The sequence below is a fragment of the Streptomyces sp. NPDC088252 genome (assembly GCF_044740965.1).
GTDB lineage: Bacteria > Actinomycetota > Actinomycetes > Streptomycetales > Streptomycetaceae > Streptomyces.
Map to the genome: position 1 here is coordinate 248,069 of NZ_JBIURS010000007.1, position 16,240 is coordinate 264,308.

The following is a 16,240-nucleotide window of genomic DNA, read 5'->3' on the forward strand; positions in this document are numbered from 1 at the left end:
CAGAACGAAACGGAATGGGAGCCGAACATGACCGACACCACCGCCCTGTCAGCCCGCTGGACCGCCCGCCTCACCGAACTGACCGCCCGCCACTCCGTCCCCGGCGCCGGTCTCGGCATCCTGCACCGCGGCGAGCTGATCGCCGAGACCGCCGTCGGACTGGCCAACACCGACGCCGCGATCGCGGCGACCACCGACACCCTGTTCCAGATCGGCTCGATCTCCAAGGTGTGGACCACCACCGTGGCGATGGCCCTGGTCGACGAGGGCCTGCTCGAACTGGACGCGCCCCTCCTCTCCGTACTTCCCGAACTGCGACTGGCCAACGAGGAACTGACCACCGGTGTGACGCTCCGTCATCTCCTCGATCACACCAGCGGGATCGACGGAGACCTGTTCACCGACACCGGCCGGGGCGACGACTGCCTGGAGAAGTACGTCGCGCTGCTCGGCGACGCCACCCCCAACCACCCGCTCGGCGCCACCATGTCGTACTGCAACGCGGGCTTCACGCTCCTCGGCCGGGTCCTGGAAGTCGTCACGGGCGTCCAGTGGGACGAGCTGATGCGGGAACGTCTGTTCCGTCCGCTGGGCCTGACGCACACCGTGACCCTGCCGGAGGAGGCGCTGCGCTTCCGGGCCGCCATCGGACACCTGGGGGACCCGCCGGTGCAGGCCCCGCAGTGGGGGCTGATGCGTTCTGCCGGACCGGCCGGGCTGATCTGCTCGACGCCGCGCGAGGTACTGAAGTTCGCCCGGCTGCACCTCGACAACGGCGTCACCGAGGACGGCACCAAGATTCTCTCGGCCGAGGGTGCCACCGCCATGCAGACCCCGCAGGTCGAACTCCCCGACCCGTACATCCTGGGCGATGCCTGGGGGCTGGGCTGGTTCCTCGACAGCTGGGACGGGCAGCGGGTGTACGGACACGACGGCGGCACGATCGGGCAGAGCGCGTTCCTGCGAGTGCTGCCCGAGGCAGATCTGGCGATCTGCCTGCTCACCAATGGCGGCGACACCATGAGCCTCTACCGGGACGTGTTCGCGGAGATCGTCCAGGAGCTGGCCGGGGTCACGATGCGCGGCACGATCCGGCCGGCGACGGATCCGGTGGCGGTGGACCCCGCCGACCACGTCGGCGTCTACCAGCGGCTCTCCAGCAGGGTGGAGATCGTGGAGCGGGACGGCGGCCTGGTGATGCTCGACCGGATCACGGGACCGCTCGCCGGGCTGATCTCCGACACGGAGCAGGAGTACGAGCTGCACCCGGTCGAGCCGGGGCTGTTCGTGGTGCAGCGACCGGGCCTCAAGGCCTGGATCCCGGTCGTGTTCTACACACTCGCCGACGGTACGCCCTACCTCCACCACGGTGGCCGCGCGACCCCCAAGGTGGGCTGACGTGAGCGCAATCGCCACCGCCCTGGAGGCGGGGCTGCCGGGCCTGCTGGCCGACATCGAGACGCTGGTCCGTACCGAGTCGCCCAGTGAGGACCTGGCCGCCGTCGCCGACTGCGCCCGGGTCGTCGCCGGGCTCGGAACCCGGCTGACCGGCGCGGCGCCCGAGTGGCTCGACGGCTCGGGACGGCCCGCTCTGCGCTGGCGCTTCGGGTCCGGTGACCGGGTGCTGCTGCTCGGCCACTTCGACACGGTGTGGCCGGTGGGCTCCTTGGCCGGTCACCCCTTCGCAGTGGCCGGGGGCCGGCTGACCGGACCCGGCTGCTTCGACATGAAGGCCGGCGTCGCACAGCTGTTCCACGCACTGTCGGTGCTCGACGACCTGGACGGGGTGTCGGTCCTGCTCACCGGCGACGAGGAGATCGGCTCCCCGACCTCGCGCGCCCTGATCGAGGCCGAGGCCCGCCGCACACGGGCCGTCCTCGTCCTGGAGGCGAGCGAGGACGGCGCACTGAAAACCGCGCGCAAGGGCGTGTCCGGCTACGAACTGAACATCGCCGGGCGCGCCGCGCACGCCGGTCTCGAACCCCACCGCGGCGTCAACACGACCGTTGAACTGGCCCATCAGGTAATGGCGTTGTCCGCGCTCGCCGACCCGGCCACCGGCACCACGGTGACGCCGACCGTGGCCTCCTCCGGCACCACCCGCAACACGGTGCCCGACGGTGCCCGGCTGCTGGTCGACGTACGGGTGGAGACCGCCGCCGAACAGGAGCGGGTGGACCGTGCCGTGCGGGCCCTCCCATCGGTGCTCGCGGGCGCCTCGCTCACGTTGTCCGGCGGCCCCGACCGGCCGCCGCTGCAGACGAGCGCCTCGGCGGAACTGTTCGAACTGGCCCGAAGCAGCTACCAGGAGCTGGGCTTCGGCCCCCTGCGCGGCGTGGCGGTCGGCGGCGGCTCCGACGGCAACATCACCGCCGGAGCGGGCACGCCCACGCTCGACGGGCTCGGAGCCGTCGGCGGTGGGGCGCACGCGGACGACGAGCATGTGGTCGTCGCCGAACTGCCCCGTCGCGCGGCACTGGTCGCCCACCTGGTGGCCTCGCTCGTACGCGAGCCGCCGGCAGGCCGGGTGAGAGCGTGAACGGCACGGAGGCCGCCGCCGCGGCCGCCGCCGCGGACCTGGCGGCGCACCGGGCCGGCGTCACCGTCACGGAGCTGCACGGACTGGACGAGATGCGGACGGCCTGCCAGGTGCTGGACCGGGTCTGGCGGCCCGACCCCGGCAATCCGCTGATCACCCCGGAGCTGCTGCGGGTCTTCGCCCACTCCGGCAGCTATGTCGTCGGTGTCCACCAGGGCGGCCGGATGGTCGGATTCTGCCTGGGCTTCCTGGCCACCGCCGGGCTGCACTCGCACATCGCCGGAGTGGACGGCAGCGCCCGGGGCCGCAACGTCGGCCACGCCGTCAAACTGCATCAGCGGGCCTGGGCCCTGAGCCGCGGCATCACCGCGGTCACCTGGACCTTCGACCCGCTGATCAGCCGCAACGCCTATTTCAACCTGGCCAAACTGGGTGCGGTGCCGAGCGAGTACCTGGCCGACTTCTACGGCGCGATGCAGGACGAGGTCAATGCCGGAACCGAGACGGACCGTCTGATGGTCCTCTGGGAACTGACCGGCGAACACGCCGTCGGATCCGCCGCGGGCACACCCCGCCGTGTCACGGTCGACACCGCGGGCGAAGACGCGGTGGTCGGCCTGGACGCCAAACCCGACGGCGGTCCCGCTGTCGGGCGTCGGGACGGCGACACCGTCCTGGTCCGGATCCCCGCCGAGATCGAGACGCTGCGCCGCACCGACCCACCCCTGGCCCGCGCATGGCGATACGCGCTGCGCGAGGTGCTCGGCGGCCTGATGACCGAGGGGCACACCGTCGCCGGATTCACCCGGGACGGCTGGTACGTGATCGACAAACGTCAGGAGAAGCAGGCATGAAGCTCGTCGGTGTGGAACTGCGCCGGATCGCGATGCCGCTGGTCGCACCGTTCCGGACCTCGTTCGCCACCATGACCACCCGGGAGGTCCTGCTGATCAGGGTCGAGACCGAGCACCATGAGGGCTACGGCGAATGCGTCACCATGGCCGATCCGCTGTACTCCTCGGAGTACACAGAGGGCGCCGCGGATGTGCTGCGCAGCTATCTCGTGCCCGCGCTCGCCGCCCTCCCGGAGCTCGACCCCTGGGCGGTCGCCCCGGCAATGGCCGCGTTCAAGGGGCACCGGATGGCCAAGGCCGCGCTGGAGACCGCGGTGCTGGACGCCTGGCTGCGCGCCCATGAACTGTCGATGGGGCAATGGCTCGGGGCAACGGCCGAACGGGTGCCGGCCGGGGTGTCGGTCGGGATCATGGATTCGGTCCCCGCACTGCTGGATGCCGTCGACGGCTATCTGGCCGAGGGCTATCTGCGGATCAAGCTGAAGATCGAGCCCGGCTGGGACGTGGAACCGGTGCGCGCGGTCCGGGAGCGTTTCGGCGACGACGTACTGCTCCAGGTGGACGCCAACACCGCGTACACCCTGGCAGACGCCGCACAGCTGGCCCGGCTCGACCCGTACGGGCTGCTGCTGATCGAACAGCCCCTGGACGAGGAGGACATCCGGGGCCACGCGGCACTGGCCGAGCGGGTGAGAACCCCGATCTGCCTGGACGAGTCCATTGTCTCGGCCCGCTCGGCGGCCGACGCGATCGCGATGGGTGCCTGCTCGGTCGTCAACATCAAGCCGGGGCGGGTCGGCGGCTATCTGGAGGCCCGGCGGATCCACGACGTGTGCGCCGCGCACGGTGTCCCCGTCTGGTGCGGCGGAATGCTGGAGACCGGCCTCGGCCGGGCCGCCAACGTCGCCCTCGCCGCGCTGCCCGGCTTCACCCTGCCCGGTGACACCTCGGCCTCCGACCGGTACTACCGGACCGACATCACCGAACCGTTCGTGCTGAAGGACGGCCATCTCGACGTGCCGCGCGCGCCCGGCCTCGGACTCTCGCCGGTCCCCGGGCAACTGGCCGAAGTGACGGAGACCACCGAATGGATCAGCCGATGACCGCCGACCGGTCCGCCACCGTCGAGGAACGGATCCGGACGGCATTCGACGAAGCCGGTGTCGAGGGATTCTTCTTCGCCCGGGACATCGACGGCGAACGGACGATCGCCGTCGCGGCGGACGAACCGGTCTGCCTGGCCTCCGTCTTCAAGATCCCGGTCGCCCTCGCCTATGCCCGCGAGGCAGCGGCGGGACGACTGGAGCGGACCGAGCGCCACGAGGTGGATCCGAAGTACCGCGACGGCGGCATCGGCACCTCGGGCTGCGCCGACCCGGTCGGGATGAGCCTGCGGGACCTGGTCCACATGATGATGACGATGAGCGACAACGCCGCCACCGATGTCGTGCTGGACCGGGTCGGGCTCGACACGGTGAACGCGATGCTCGCCGAACTGGGACGGAGGCAGACCCATTTGATCGGTGGTTGTCTGGAGCTGACCAGCTCGCTCTTCGCCGATCTCGGTGTGACCACCGAGGTCGAGGCACACGCGAGGATGGCGGCACTGACCGCGCAGGGGCCGGAGAAGGTCATGGAGCTGTCGGTGTGCGTGCCCCGGCGTACCACCCGGGGCACGGCCCGTGACATCGTCGAACTGCTGGCCCTCGTCTGGCGCGACGAGGCCGGGCCGGCCGAGGCGTGCGCCGAGGTGCGGGCTGTGATGGCGCAGCAGATCTGGCCGCACCGGCTGTCGTCCGGCTTCGACGACGGCTACCGCCTCGCGGGCAAGACCGGAACGCTGCCGGGCTGGCGCAACGAGGCCGGGGTCGTCGAGGCCCCCGGCGGCGGGCGCTGGGCGGTGGCCGTCTTCACCCGGTCCGACATCCCCGACTTCCGTAATCCCCGGGCGGACCGCGTGATCGGCCGGGTGGCACGGCTCGCCGTCGACGAACTCCGATCAACTACCTTGTGACGATGACGGAGCAGCCACGAGCCGTGCTCGGCCGGATCCTCAGCGATCTGGGTTCGACGTTGATCGAGGTGGTGGCCGGAGAGGCCGACCCGGCCCGCACCGTCAGTGGAGTTCTCATCCAGGACCCGCTGGACGAGCCCGCCAGGCTGCCCGGCGCGGTGGTGCTCGGCGTCGGGGTGTACGGCGCCGAGCCGGTCGCCGCCCTGGTCGACCGGGCGGCCGGGCTCGGCGCGGTGGCCGTGGTGGTCCGGTCCCCGGTCCCGGTGGAAGGACCCGTCGCCGAGGCGGCCGCGCGAACGGGCCTGACCGTGCTCGGACTGACGCCCGGCGCGTCCTGGGCCCAGGTGGCCGCGTTGCTGCGGTCGTTGCTCGCCGCGGACGAACTGGGCACGGTCGGTGGCCCCGACGAGGCCGACGGCGCCGAGCCGCTCGTCGGCGACCTGTTCGCGCTGGCCAACGCGACGGCCGGGCTGCTGGACGGCCCGGTCACCGTGGAGGACCGCGGGGGCCGGGTGCTCGCCTTCTCCAGCAGGCAGGACGAGGGCGACGACGCCAGGATCGCCACCGTCCTCGACCGCCAGGTGCCCGCCGAGAAACTGCGCGCCCTGGAGCAACTCGGCGCCTTCCAGGCCATCTACCGCAAGGAGGAACCCGTCTATGTGGCCGGCATCTCCGACAAGCCCCGGGTCGCGATCGCCGTCCGCGCGGGCGGCGAGATCCTCGGGTCGATCTGGGTCGTGGTCGACGGACCGCTGAGCGAGGACCGTACGCAGGCCCTGCACGAGGCCGCGAAGGTGGCCGCCCTGCATCTGCTGCGCCACCGCACGGGCGAGGACGTCGAACGGCGGTTGCGCGCGGACCTGCTCGCCACGGTCCTGGAGGGCGGCCCACACGCCCCGCAGGCCGCCGTGCGGCTGGGCCTGTCCGCCCAGTCCGCCTGCGTACTGGCACTCGCGGTGACCGGTGAGCCCTCGGCACCCGACCGGGTGGCCGCGGGCCACCGCGTCGCCGAGGCCCTCGCCCTGCATCTGGCCGCGATCCATCCCCGGACGGCCGCGGCCTCGCTGGGGGGCGTCACCTACGCGGTCCTGCCCACGAGTTCGGACGAGCACGCGCTACGGGTGGCCGATGCGTTCCTCGGCCGCGTGGGCGACCGTGTCCCCGCCGTCATCGGCATAGGGCGACTCGCCGCCCGCCCGGCCGAGCTGCGCCGCTCCCGCGCCGACGCGGACCGGGCGTTGCGGGTCCTGGGATCCGGCCGCACCCCGCGACGGTCCGCACGGCTGTCGGACGTCTACGCCGCCTCGCTGCTGGAGGAACTGACGGACCGGATCGCCGCCGAGGACGACCTCCCCGACGGCCCGGTCGTCCGGCTGCGCGCGTACGACGCCCAGCACCACACCGCCCTCACGGACACTCTGGAGGCCTGGCTGAGCACCTTCGGCGATGTGCCCGCCGCCGCTGCCGCCGTCCATATCCACCCCAACACCTTCCGGTACCGGCTGAGACGGCTGGCCGTGGTGGCGGGCATCGACCTCGACGATCCGGAGGCCAGATTCGAAGCGATGCTGCAGTTGCGGCTGAGCCCGCCGCGCCCTTGAACCCGCTACGGCTGTCGTCATGACACGCGGTTGCGCCCCCGTCCCGGGCGGGCACGATGATGAAAGAGTTCTCGGAGCGACGGGACACACCAAGACCCGCGTGTCCGCGTATGCGCACCACCGAATGCCGACGATGGGACAGATGCCATGCCTCTCAAGGGCGAGTACGAGCCGAGCCCCGCGCAGTGGGTCCGCGATCAGGTCGAGTTGTTCGAGAGTTCCGGTGGTACCGAGGGGACCACGCTGAGGGGCCTGCCGGTCATCATCCTGACCACCCGCGGGGCCAGGAGCGGCAAGATCCGCAAGACCCCGCTCATGCGGGTCGAGCACGACGGCACGTACGCCGTGGTCGCCTCGCAGGGCGGCGCTCCCAAGCACCCGGTCTGGTACCACAACCTCGTCGCCGACCCCAGGGTGGAGTTGCAGGACGGCCCGGTCCGGCAGGACATGAACGCCCGTGAGGTCACCGGCGAGGAGAAGGCGGTGTGGTGGCAGCGCGCGGTCGACGCGTTCCCCGACTATGCCGACTACCAGGTCAAGACCGACCGGCAGATTCCGGTCTTCGTGCTGGAACCGGCGGCCGGGCAGCACTGACGACGGCCCGGGGGAGGCGCCGCCGTTGTCCGCGGCGTCTCCCCGTCTTCGACGCGGCCGTGCGAGGCAGGCCACGCTCGGCACCCGCCCGGTCAGCCGGCGGGCGTGGTGGACGTCCCCGTCGGGCCCGCCGCGGGCATGCCCGTGCGGGTCGCCGCCCAGACGACGAGCGCGAGTGCGCTGAACGCGGCGCCGAGTACGCACACCGCGCCCCACCCGGCCCTCGCGTAGACGGTCGTCGAGGCGAGGGCGCCCGCGGCGCTGCCGACCGAGTAGAAGACCATGTATCCGCCGATCAGACGGCTTCCGGCGTCGGGGCGGACCGCGTAGATCAGGCTCTGGTTGGTGACGTGGACGGCCTGCACGGCGAGATCGAGGAGGACCGCGCCGATCGCCAGCGCCCAGAGTGACTGCCGGGTGAGGGCGAGGGGGAGCCACGACGCGGTGAGCAGGACCAGGGCGATACCGGTTGTCCGTCCGGCGAGACCGCGGTCGTGCAGGCGCCCCGCCGGAGCCGCCGCGAGCGCGCCCGCCGCCCCCGCGAGCCCGAACGCTCCGATCGCGGTGTGCGACAGCGACAGCGGCGGGGCGCTCAGCGGGAGCGCGACACAGCTCCACAGGGTGCTGAAGGCGGCGAAGATCAGCAGGGCGAGCAGGGCGCGGACCCGCAGTACTCGTTCCTCGGCGAACAGCACGAGCGTCGAGCGCAGGAGCCGCGTGTACCGCATGGCGGAGGGCGCCGCCGGGCGTCGCGGCAGCACCCGGTACAGGGCCAGGGCCAGTACGAGCGTCAGCGCCGCGGAGGTGAGGTAGACCGATCGCCAGCCCGCGAAGTCGGCCAGCGCACCGGAGACCGTGCGGGCGAGCAGGATCCCGATGACGATTCCGCTGGTGACCAGGCCGACCGCGCGGCCGCGCCGTTCCGGGGCGGACAGCGATGCGGCGAGGACCACGAGGGTCTGGGTGACCACGGCGAGAAGGCCGACGGCGGCCAGGGCGGTCAGCAGGATCGGTGCGGTGGCGGCGGTGCCGGTGGCGATGAGCGCCGCTGCCAGCAGCGCCAGCTGGGTCACGACGAGGCTCCGCCGGTCGACGAGATCGCCGAGCGGCACGAGCAGGAACAGTCCGAGCCCGTAGCCGATCTGAGTGAGGGTGACGACGATGCCGACGGTCGCCGCACCGATCCCGAAGTCCCGGCTCAGGGTGACCAGAAGCGGTTGCGCGAAGTAGACATTGGCCACCGCCACACCGGACGCGACCGCGAACAGCAGCGTCGTGCGTCGGGCCTGTGCGCTCGCCGGTGTCGCCCCGCTCGCGTTCCCGGTTCTCGTCGTCGTCCCGCCGTCGGCCATGGGGCACCCCTCGATCGAATCGGTTGCAACTTGCCACCAGCAGGACCGTAGCGCTGGCTGGTAGCATGTTGCAACCGATGGTGCGAAGGGGAACGGCATGGTCAAGCGGACACGCTTCAACGACAGCGACTGCCCGGTGGCTCGTTCGGTCGACGCGATCGGCGACTGGTGGTCGCTGCTGATCGTCCGCGACGCGTTCGACGGCAACCGCCGCTTCGGGGAGTTCCAGCGCAGTCTCGGCGTGGCGAAGAACATCCTCGCGGCGCGCCTGCGCGGCCTGGTCACGGGCGGCATCCTCGACATGGTCCCGGCGGCCGACGGCAGCGCGTACCACGAGTACGTGCTGACGGCCAAGGGCCGGGATCTCTTCCCGGTGATCGTGGCGCTGCGGCAGTGGGGCGAGGGGCACTTCTTCGAACCGGACGAACCGCATTCGGAGATGGTCGATCTGCGGCACGGCCGCCCGCCCCGGGCGCTGGAGATCCATTCCGCGGACGGGCGGCGGATCGGGCCGGACGACGTCACGGTGCAGAAGGTCCAGCGGCCCGCGGCGCAGGCAGCGGCCTGCGAGTAGGCCGAGGGGCCGCCCGTCCCAAGGATGCCGCGGCCCTCCGGGCCGCCCGCCTCGCACGCCTGCCGGCCCGCACGCCCCCCGGACAGCCGATCAGGACGCGCGTCCGCTCGCCCACCCACGCTCCAATGGACGGGTGACCGCGCCTCCCGACGACTGCCTCGCGCGCAATGAGTGGCTCTGCGGTGCCTATCTGAGCAGCCGTCGCGAGATCCTCCGCGACGCCGTCGTCGAGCACCTCCAGCTCACCGCGGCCTCCGTACTCATCGGGCTGGCCCTCGCCGTTCCGCTCGCCCTCGCGGCCCGCCACCGGCGCTGGGCCGCGGGCCCGGTTCTCGGCGTGACGACGACCCTGTACACCGTGCCTTCGCTCGCCATGTTCTCGCTGCTGCTGCCGGTGTACGGACTCTCCGCGTCGCTCGTCGTCGCCGGACTCGTCCTGTACTCGCTCACCCTGCTCGTCCGAAACATCCTGGCCGGGCTGCGGGCCGTGCCCGAGGAGACCAGGCTGGCCGCGCGCGGCATGGGATACGGGCCGGTGAGGCTGCTCGTCGCCGTGGAACTTCCGCTCGCCCTGCCGGCCGCCATGGCCGGACTGCGTATCGCGACCGTCTCCACGGTCTCCCTGGTCACGGTCGGTGCGATCGTCGGGTACGGCGGACTCGGCAACCTCATCTACTCCGGGATGAACACGTACTTCAAGGCCCAGGTGCTCACCGCCTCCGTCCTCTGCGTCCTCATCGCCGTCGCCGCCGACCTGATGCTCCTTCTTCTGCAGCGCATCCTGACGCCCTGGACCCGGAGGCGGCCGTGAACACCCTCGCCGACGCCTGGACCTGGCTCACGACCGCGGCGCACTGGTCGGGCGACGGCGGCATCTGGAACCGGCTCGGCCAGCATCTGTTCCTCACGGTCGTCTGCCTGCTGATCAGCTGTCTGATCGCGCTGCCCGTCGCCCTGGTCCTCGGCCATCTCGGCAGGGGCGGCGCGCTCGCCGTCAACCTCTCCAACATCGGCCGGGCCGTGCCCACCTTCGCCGTGCTGGTGCTGCTGCTCCTCACCCCGATCGGCGGGCACGGCCAGTGGCCGACCGTCATCGCCCTCGTGCTCTTCGCCGTACCGCCGCTGCTCACCAACGCCTACGTGGGCATGCGGGAGGTCGACCGCGACGTCGTGCGGGCGGCCAGGGGAATGGGCATGACGGGCAGGCAGCTGATGCTGGGTGTCGAGGTGCCGCTCGCCCTGCCGCTGATTCTCACCGGCGTACGGATCGCCGCCGTGCAACTCGTCGCCACCGCCACCCTCGCGGCGCTGGCGGGCGGCGGCGGACTCGGCCGCATCATCACTGCGGGCTTCAACCTCGCCTCGACCCCGCAGGTCGTGGCCGGGGCCGTTCTCGTCGCCGCCTTCGCCCTCGTCGTCGAAGGGCTCTTCGAAGTGGTGCAGCGGCTCGCCCCCGACCGGGGCCGCGGCGAGGGACCGGGATGAGGCCGCTCCCGGCACTCTCCGCGCTCCTGGTGCTTCTGCCGGCGAGCGCCTGCACGACCGGTCCCGCCCTGGAGGACCGGGGCGGGGTCACCGCACCGCCGGGCGACAGCAAACACCTCACCATCGGCTCCGCCGGCTTCACCGAGAGCGATCTCCTCGCCCAGATGTACGCCGCTCTGCTCGGCCGGGCCGGCTACTCCACGAAGATCATCTCCGTCTCCAACCGCGAGATCTACGAACCGGCGCTGGAGAGCGGCCAGATCGATGTCGTGCCGGAGTACGCCGCCACCTTCGCCGACTGGCTGAACGCCAGGAAGAACGGCGCGGACGCCGCCCCGGTCGGTTCGCCCGACCTCGCCGCCACCATGAGGGCCCTGCGCGTCCTCGCCGAACCGCGTGGCCTCACCGTGCTCGACCCCGGGCGCGCCGTCGACCAGAACGCCTTCGCGGTCGCCGCTCCGTACGCGGCGAAGCACCGTCTGAAGACCCTCAGCGATCTGGGCCGGTCAGGGCTGCCCGTGCGGCTGGCCGCCGGTGACGAATGCGTTCAGCGCCCCTACTGCGCACCGGGGCTGCGGAAGACCTACGGCATCCGCGTCACCGCCGTGGACCCCAAGGGCGTCGGCACCACCCAGGCCAAACGGGCCGTCCAGAAGGGTCAGGACCAGATGGTGCTGACCACCACCACCGACGCCACCCTGGACGCCTTCGGCCTCGTCCTGCTCGCCGACGACAAGCACCTGCAGAACGCCGACTACCTCGTCCCCGTCGTCAACCGCTCCCGGGCGGGCGGCGAAGGCGTACGCAAGGCACTGGGCAAGCTCAACACCGTACTGACCACCGCCGACCTGGCCCGGCTCGACGAGCGGGTCGACAGCTGGCGACGGCTGCCCGAGGACGTGGCACGCGCGTATCTGGAGTCCAAGAAGCTCATCCGGCCCTGAGACGGTGTCCGCGAGGAGCCCGGCGCCCGACGCCGGTACGCGCACCGTGCTGTGACCGGAGAGGCTCACCGGCGGGCGGACCGACCCGGCCACGACGCCAGGGCTTGGCGGGTCAGGCCGTCAGCCTGCCGGGCAGCCAGCCCAGCTGCACGGCCTGCTGGAACGGCCCGCCGCCCTCGTGGTCGTTGAAGTCGTACACCTCGATGGCCTTGTCCTGGTGGGCGTAGGCGTTGAAGGCGGCGAAGACGGTCGAGGGCGGGCAGGTCATGTCCTCCAGGGCGGTCGAGAAAAGTGCGGGTGCCTGCCCGCGCGCGGCGAAGTGCACTCCGTCGAAGTAGGACAGGGTCGTCCGCGCCCGCTCCGCCCGGCCCCGGTGCGTCTTGAGGTAGTTGCCTACCTCGCGGTACGGGGTGCGGTCGGTGACGGTGAGCGCGCGGGGGAAGTCGCACAGGAACGGCACGTCCGGCGCGATCGCCACGAGGTCGGGTATCAGTCCGCCGACGGCGAGCGTGATGCCACCGCCCTGGCTCACACCGATGGCCGCGGTGCGTGTCGCGTCGGTCAGCGGATGCGAGCGCGCCGCCTCCACCGCCCGTACCGCGTCGGTGAACACACGCCGGTAGTAGAACGCGTGCGGATCCTCGATGCCCCGGGTCATGAAACCGGGGAAGGCGGGCGCGCTGCCCACCGGGTCGGGGGTGTCGCCGACCACCCAGCCGCTGCCCTGGCCCCGGGTGTCCATCACGAAGTGCGCGAAACCGGCCGACGCCCAGAGCAGATGGGTGTGGGCCAGTCCCCGCCCGCCGCCGTAACCGATGAACTCCACGACCACCGGCAGTGGTTCGGTGGTGCCCGCGGGCAGGACGAACCAGCCCTTGACCGGGTGCCCGCCGAAGCCCGCGAACGTCACGTCGTACACGTCCACGGTCGCCAGCCCCGTATCCGTACGCCGCTCGAACCGGGCGCCGAGATCATGGGACCGGGCCTCGTCGAGTGTCTGCGACCAGAACGCGTCGAAGTCCTCCGGTTCCACCGAGCGGCTGCGGTAGTCGCGCAACTCGTCGAGCGGCAGATCGAACAGGGACATGAGGACCGCCTTCTTCGCAGGGTGAGTGATCACCGCAAGGGATGGTTGATCACACCGTACGGGGCGGGCGGTGCGCGGACGAGGGTGCCTTGGGAACAGCGGTCACAGCGCCGCGCCGAGCCTCGGTACCCACGACGGCGCACACGGTCTGCGCGGCGGGCGAGCGGTCCGCGGAGACCGGACGGCTCAAGGCCGGTCCGACGCCGATCCACAGGACGGCCCCGAGGCGGCATCCGGCCCACGGGCGCGTGAAATCACGTTGCCCGCGGGCCGGATGCCTGCGACGCTCCCTCCCATGTCCGACAACGATTCAAGCGGTTCGCACCAGGTCGCGGCGCTCTTCTCGCACAGCCGGCTGACGGCGATCCCCCGTAGGACGGCCCGCCGCGAGCAGTTGCTGGTACACCTCGCCGAGACGCTCTTCGAGCAGGACCGGGCCTACACCGAACGCGAGGTCAACGAGGCACTGCTCACGGTGCACGAGGACTGCTCGGCACTGCGCCGCCATCTGGTCGTCGCCGGACTGCTGGTCCGACCGAAGGACGGCAGCAGCTACCGGCGTGGGCGGTAGGGCGAGTCCTGACCGGTACGTGGCGTGCGGCAGTACAGCGCGCCCTACGCGTCCGCCACCGAGTCGAACCGCACCTCGTCCCGTCCTACGCCCTGTGCGTCGGCGTCCACCGAGCGGCGCAGTGCCTCGTGGAGCTTGGCCGGGGTCAGCACGCCGAGGAACCGTGAGCCGTCCAGCACCGCGACCCATCCGGCGTCGTGCTGGAGCATTTCGCTGAACGCCCGCTTCAGCGGGGCCCCGACCGGTACCCAGGCGTCCATCCTGCGGGCCAGGTCCCCGACCGTGCCGTACTCCCCGGCGATCCGCAGCGCGTCCGTCGCCACCCAGCCGTGCAGGTGGCCCTCGCCGTTCAGCACGACCGCCCAACGGGCACCCGCACCGCCCAGCCGCGCCGCCGCCGACCGGACCGGCTCGTCCAGCCGGGCGACCGGCGGCTCCTCCAGATCGTCCGGCTCGATCGTGGTGACCGACAGACGTTTCAGGCCCCGGTCGGCGCCGACGAACCGGGCCACATACGGAGTCGCGGGAGACCCGAGCACAGCCCCCGGGGTGTCGAACTGCTCGATGCGCCCCGCTCCGTACACCGCGATGCGGTCGCCCATCCGGACCGCTTCCTCGATGTCATGGGTGATCATCAGGACCGTCTTCCTGACGGTGGCCTGCAGGCCCAGGAATTCGTTCTGCAGCCGCTCCCGCACCACCGGGTCGACTGCGCCGAACGGCTCGTCCATCAGCAGCACCGGCGGATCGGCGGCCAATGCCCGTGCCACGCCCACTCGTTGGCGCTGGCCACCGGAGAGCTGGGCGGGGTAGCGGGAGCCGTAGGTCTTCGGGTCGAGGCCCACCAGATCCAGTAGTTCGGCCGCGCGCTCACGAGCCCTCGCCCGCTTCCAGCCGACGAGCGAGGGGACGGTCGCGGTGTTGTCGAGGATCGTGCGGTGCGGGAAGAGCCCCACCTGCTGGATGACGTAGCCGATCCGGCGGCGCAGCTTCACCGGGTCCACGCCGGAGACGTCCTCGCCACCGACCAGGATCCGGCCGGACGAAGGCTCGATCAGCCGGTTCACCAGCATCATCGTGGTGGTCTTGCCGCAGCCGGACGGGCCGACGAGGGTGACCAGCTCCCCCTCGGCCACCTCGAAGGAGAGTCCGTCGACCGCGCTCGTACCGTCCGGGTAGACCTTGCTGACCTGCTCGAACCGGATCATTCCTGCACGGTAGGAGGCCTCCGGGCGGGCCGCACACCGGCCGCGACCGTCCGTGTCGCGGGCCGTGTGCTGAACTGTGCGTGGAACATCTGATTCAGGAGCACCTTGTGAGCAGCTACCGGCAACCCGGCATCATCTTCACCGACCGCTATTTCACGGTCCCGCTCGACCACACCGATCCGGGCGGTGAGCAGATCGAGATCTTCGGCCGAGAAGCCGTGGCGAGCGGCAGGACCGGCGAGGAACCGCCCTGGCTGGTCTATCTGGAGGGCGGCCCCGGCTTCGGCGCCCGGCGTTTCATCGGTACGGAGGCATGGCTGGGACGGGCCGTGCGGGAGTTCCGGGTGCTGCTCCTGGACCAGCGCGGAACCGGTCTCTCCACCCCGGCCAACCGGCAGACCCTGCCGCTGCGCGGCGGCCCGCGCGAGCAGGCCGACTACCTCGCCCACTTCCGCTCCGACAACATCGTGCGCGACTGCGAGCTGATCCGCCCGCAGCTGACCGGCGGTGAACCGTGGACGGTACTCGGCCAGTCCTTCGGCGGTTTCTGCGCCGTCCGCTACCTGTCGGCCGCCCCCGAAGGGCTCAAGACCGTCCTCATCACCGGTGGACTGCCCTCGCTCGACGCACACGCCGACGACGTCTACCGGGCCGCCTACCCGCGGATCGAGCGCAAGGTCGCGGCCCACTACGCCCGCTACCCGCAGGATGTCGGGCGCGCCCGGGAGATCACCGCTCACCTCGCGGAGCACCGCCCCGACAGCGCCGGACACCGTCTGACGCCCGAGGCATTCCAGTCCCTCGGCATCATGCTGGGCGGTGGCAGCGGCAGCCACCAGCTCCACTATCTGCTGGAGAACGCCTTCGTCCGCACGCCGCACGGTACCGAGCTGTCCGACACCTTCCAGGAAGCCATGCGCACGGCCGCTTCATTCGCCGGGCATCCGCTGTACGCGCTCATGCACGAGGCGATCTACGGTCAGGACGAGCGGCCCACCGCCTGGGCCGCAGAGCGGGTCCGTGCCGAGTTCCCGCAGTTCGACGCGGCCGAGTCGCTCAAGGGCGACGGCCCGGTGCTCTTCACCGGTGAAAGCATCCACCCCTGGCACTTCGAGGTCGACCCGGCGCTGCGGCCGTTGCGCGAGACCGCCGAACTGCTGGCCGCCCGTACCGACTGGGCACCGCTGTACGACCCCGCGCGCCTGGCCGCCAACGAAGTGCCGGTCGCCGCCGCCGTCTACCACGACGACATGTATGTCGACACCGGGCACGCGCTGCGCACGGCGGCGGCGATCCGCGGGCTCCGTACCTGGGTCACCGACGAGTTCGAGCACGACGGGCTGCGCGCGGGCGGACCGCGCGTTCTGGACCGGCTGCTCGCCCTCGTCCGGGACGAGGTCTGACCCCGTCCCCTCTC

16 protein-coding genes are annotated in these 16,240 nt (G+C 71.7%); 13 read left to right on the plus strand and 3 right to left on the minus strand.

Annotated features, from left to right (window positions below):
* Positions 1-27 precede the first annotated feature (27 nt).
* The 7 genes from ACIOHC_RS17135 to ACIOHC_RS17165 all read left to right on the plus strand — a co-directional run bounded on the left by ACIOHC_RS17135 (position 28) and on the right by ACIOHC_RS17165 (position 7,602).
* The gene (locus tag ACIOHC_RS17135) at positions 28-1,398 is read left to right on the plus strand and encodes a serine hydrolase domain-containing protein (RefSeq protein WP_351083331.1); all 1,371 of its coding nucleotides are present in this window, start codon (positions 28-30) and stop codon (positions 1,396-1,398) included.
* Between the two features lies 1 nt (position 1,399).
* The gene (locus tag ACIOHC_RS17140; protein ID WP_351083333.1) at positions 1,400-2,539 is read left to right on the plus strand and encodes a M20 family metallopeptidase; all 1,140 of its coding nucleotides are present in this window, start codon (positions 1,400-1,402) and stop codon (positions 2,537-2,539) included.
* Positions 2,536-3,393 (plus strand): GNAT family N-acetyltransferase, encoded by an 858-nt coding sequence (locus ACIOHC_RS17145; protein WP_401843087.1) that lies wholly within the window; start codon positions 2,536-2,538, stop codon positions 3,391-3,393. The genes ACIOHC_RS17140 and ACIOHC_RS17145 overlap by 4 nt, the downstream gene beginning before the upstream one ends.
* Positions 3,390-4,496, plus strand: coding sequence for an o-succinylbenzoate synthase (gene menC, locus ACIOHC_RS17150; protein ID WP_351083337.1), 1,107 nt, complete (start codon positions 3,390-3,392; stop codon positions 4,494-4,496). Before ACIOHC_RS17145 ends, menC begins: the two co-directional genes overlap by 4 nt.
* Positions 4,481-5,407: a serine hydrolase gene (locus tag ACIOHC_RS17155; RefSeq protein WP_401843089.1), complete on the plus strand. Its 927-nt coding sequence runs from the start codon at positions 4,481-4,483 to the stop codon at positions 5,405-5,407. The genes menC and ACIOHC_RS17155 overlap by 16 nt, the downstream gene beginning before the upstream one ends.
* A 2-nt stretch (positions 5,408-5,409) precedes the next feature.
* The gene (locus ACIOHC_RS17160; RefSeq protein ID WP_351083340.1) at positions 5,410-7,008 is read left to right on the plus strand and encodes a helix-turn-helix domain-containing protein; all 1,599 of its coding nucleotides are present in this window, start codon (positions 5,410-5,412) and stop codon (positions 7,006-7,008) included.
* A gap of 147 nt (positions 7,009-7,155) precedes the next feature.
* Positions 7,156-7,602, plus strand: a complete 447-nt coding sequence (locus tag ACIOHC_RS17165; RefSeq protein ID WP_351083343.1) for a nitroreductase family deazaflavin-dependent oxidoreductase — start codon at positions 7,156-7,158, stop codon at positions 7,600-7,602.
* 92 nt (positions 7,603-7,694) lie between these two features.
* Here the strand turns inward: ACIOHC_RS17165 and ACIOHC_RS17170 are convergent, their stop codons facing one another.
* Positions 7,695-8,954, minus strand: coding sequence for an MFS transporter (locus ACIOHC_RS17170; protein WP_351083345.1), 1,260 nt, complete (start codon positions 8,952-8,954; stop codon positions 7,695-7,697).
* Between the two features lie 97 nt (positions 8,955-9,051).
* Here ACIOHC_RS17170 and ACIOHC_RS17175 point away from each other — a divergent pair, with 97 nt between their 5' ends.
* The 4 genes from ACIOHC_RS17175 to ACIOHC_RS17190 all read left to right on the plus strand — a co-directional run bounded on the left by ACIOHC_RS17175 (position 9,052) and on the right by ACIOHC_RS17190 (position 11,957).
* Positions 9,052-9,528: a helix-turn-helix domain-containing protein gene (locus ACIOHC_RS17175; RefSeq protein WP_351083347.1), complete on the plus strand. Its 477-nt coding sequence runs from the start codon at positions 9,052-9,054 to the stop codon at positions 9,526-9,528.
* 133 nt (positions 9,529-9,661) lie between these two features.
* On the plus strand, positions 9,662-10,339 hold the full coding sequence (locus ACIOHC_RS17180) for an ABC transporter permease (RefSeq protein ID WP_351083349.1): 678 nt from the start codon (positions 9,662-9,664) through the stop codon (positions 10,337-10,339).
* Entirely contained in the window at positions 10,336-11,013 is a 678-nt protein-coding gene (locus ACIOHC_RS17185; protein ID WP_351083351.1) for an ABC transporter permease subunit, read from the plus strand. Before ACIOHC_RS17180 ends, ACIOHC_RS17185 begins: the two co-directional genes overlap by 4 nt.
* The gene (locus ACIOHC_RS17190; RefSeq protein WP_351083352.1) at positions 11,010-11,957 is read left to right on the plus strand and encodes an ABC transporter substrate-binding protein; all 948 of its coding nucleotides are present in this window, start codon (positions 11,010-11,012) and stop codon (positions 11,955-11,957) included. Before ACIOHC_RS17185 ends, ACIOHC_RS17190 begins: the two co-directional genes overlap by 4 nt.
* A gap of 112 nt (positions 11,958-12,069) precedes the next feature.
* Here the strand turns inward: ACIOHC_RS17190 and ACIOHC_RS17195 are convergent, their stop codons facing one another.
* The gene (locus ACIOHC_RS17195) at positions 12,070-13,044 is read right to left on the minus strand and encodes an acetylxylan esterase (RefSeq protein ID WP_351083375.1); all 975 of its coding nucleotides are present in this window, start codon (positions 13,042-13,044) and stop codon (positions 12,070-12,072) included.
* Positions 13,045-13,339: 295 nt separating this feature from the next.
* Between ACIOHC_RS17195 and ACIOHC_RS17200 the strand changes: the two genes are divergently transcribed.
* A complete protein-coding gene (locus ACIOHC_RS17200; RefSeq protein ID WP_401843092.1) occupies positions 13,340-13,615 on the plus strand; it encodes a DUF2087 domain-containing protein in 276 nt (91 codons plus the stop codon).
* A gap of 44 nt (positions 13,616-13,659) precedes the next feature.
* Here ACIOHC_RS17200 and ACIOHC_RS17205 read toward each other — a convergent pair whose 3' ends face one another.
* On the minus strand, positions 13,660-14,823 hold the full coding sequence (locus ACIOHC_RS17205; protein ID WP_401843093.1) for an ABC transporter ATP-binding protein: 1,164 nt from the start codon (positions 14,821-14,823) through the stop codon (positions 13,660-13,662).
* Between the two features lie 107 nt (positions 14,824-14,930).
* Between ACIOHC_RS17205 and ACIOHC_RS17210 the strand changes: the two genes are divergently transcribed.
* Positions 14,931-16,226, plus strand: a complete 1,296-nt coding sequence (locus ACIOHC_RS17210; RefSeq protein ID WP_401843095.1) for an alpha/beta fold hydrolase — start codon at positions 14,931-14,933, stop codon at positions 16,224-16,226.
* The last annotated feature ends 14 nt before the right edge of the window (positions 16,227-16,240 follow it).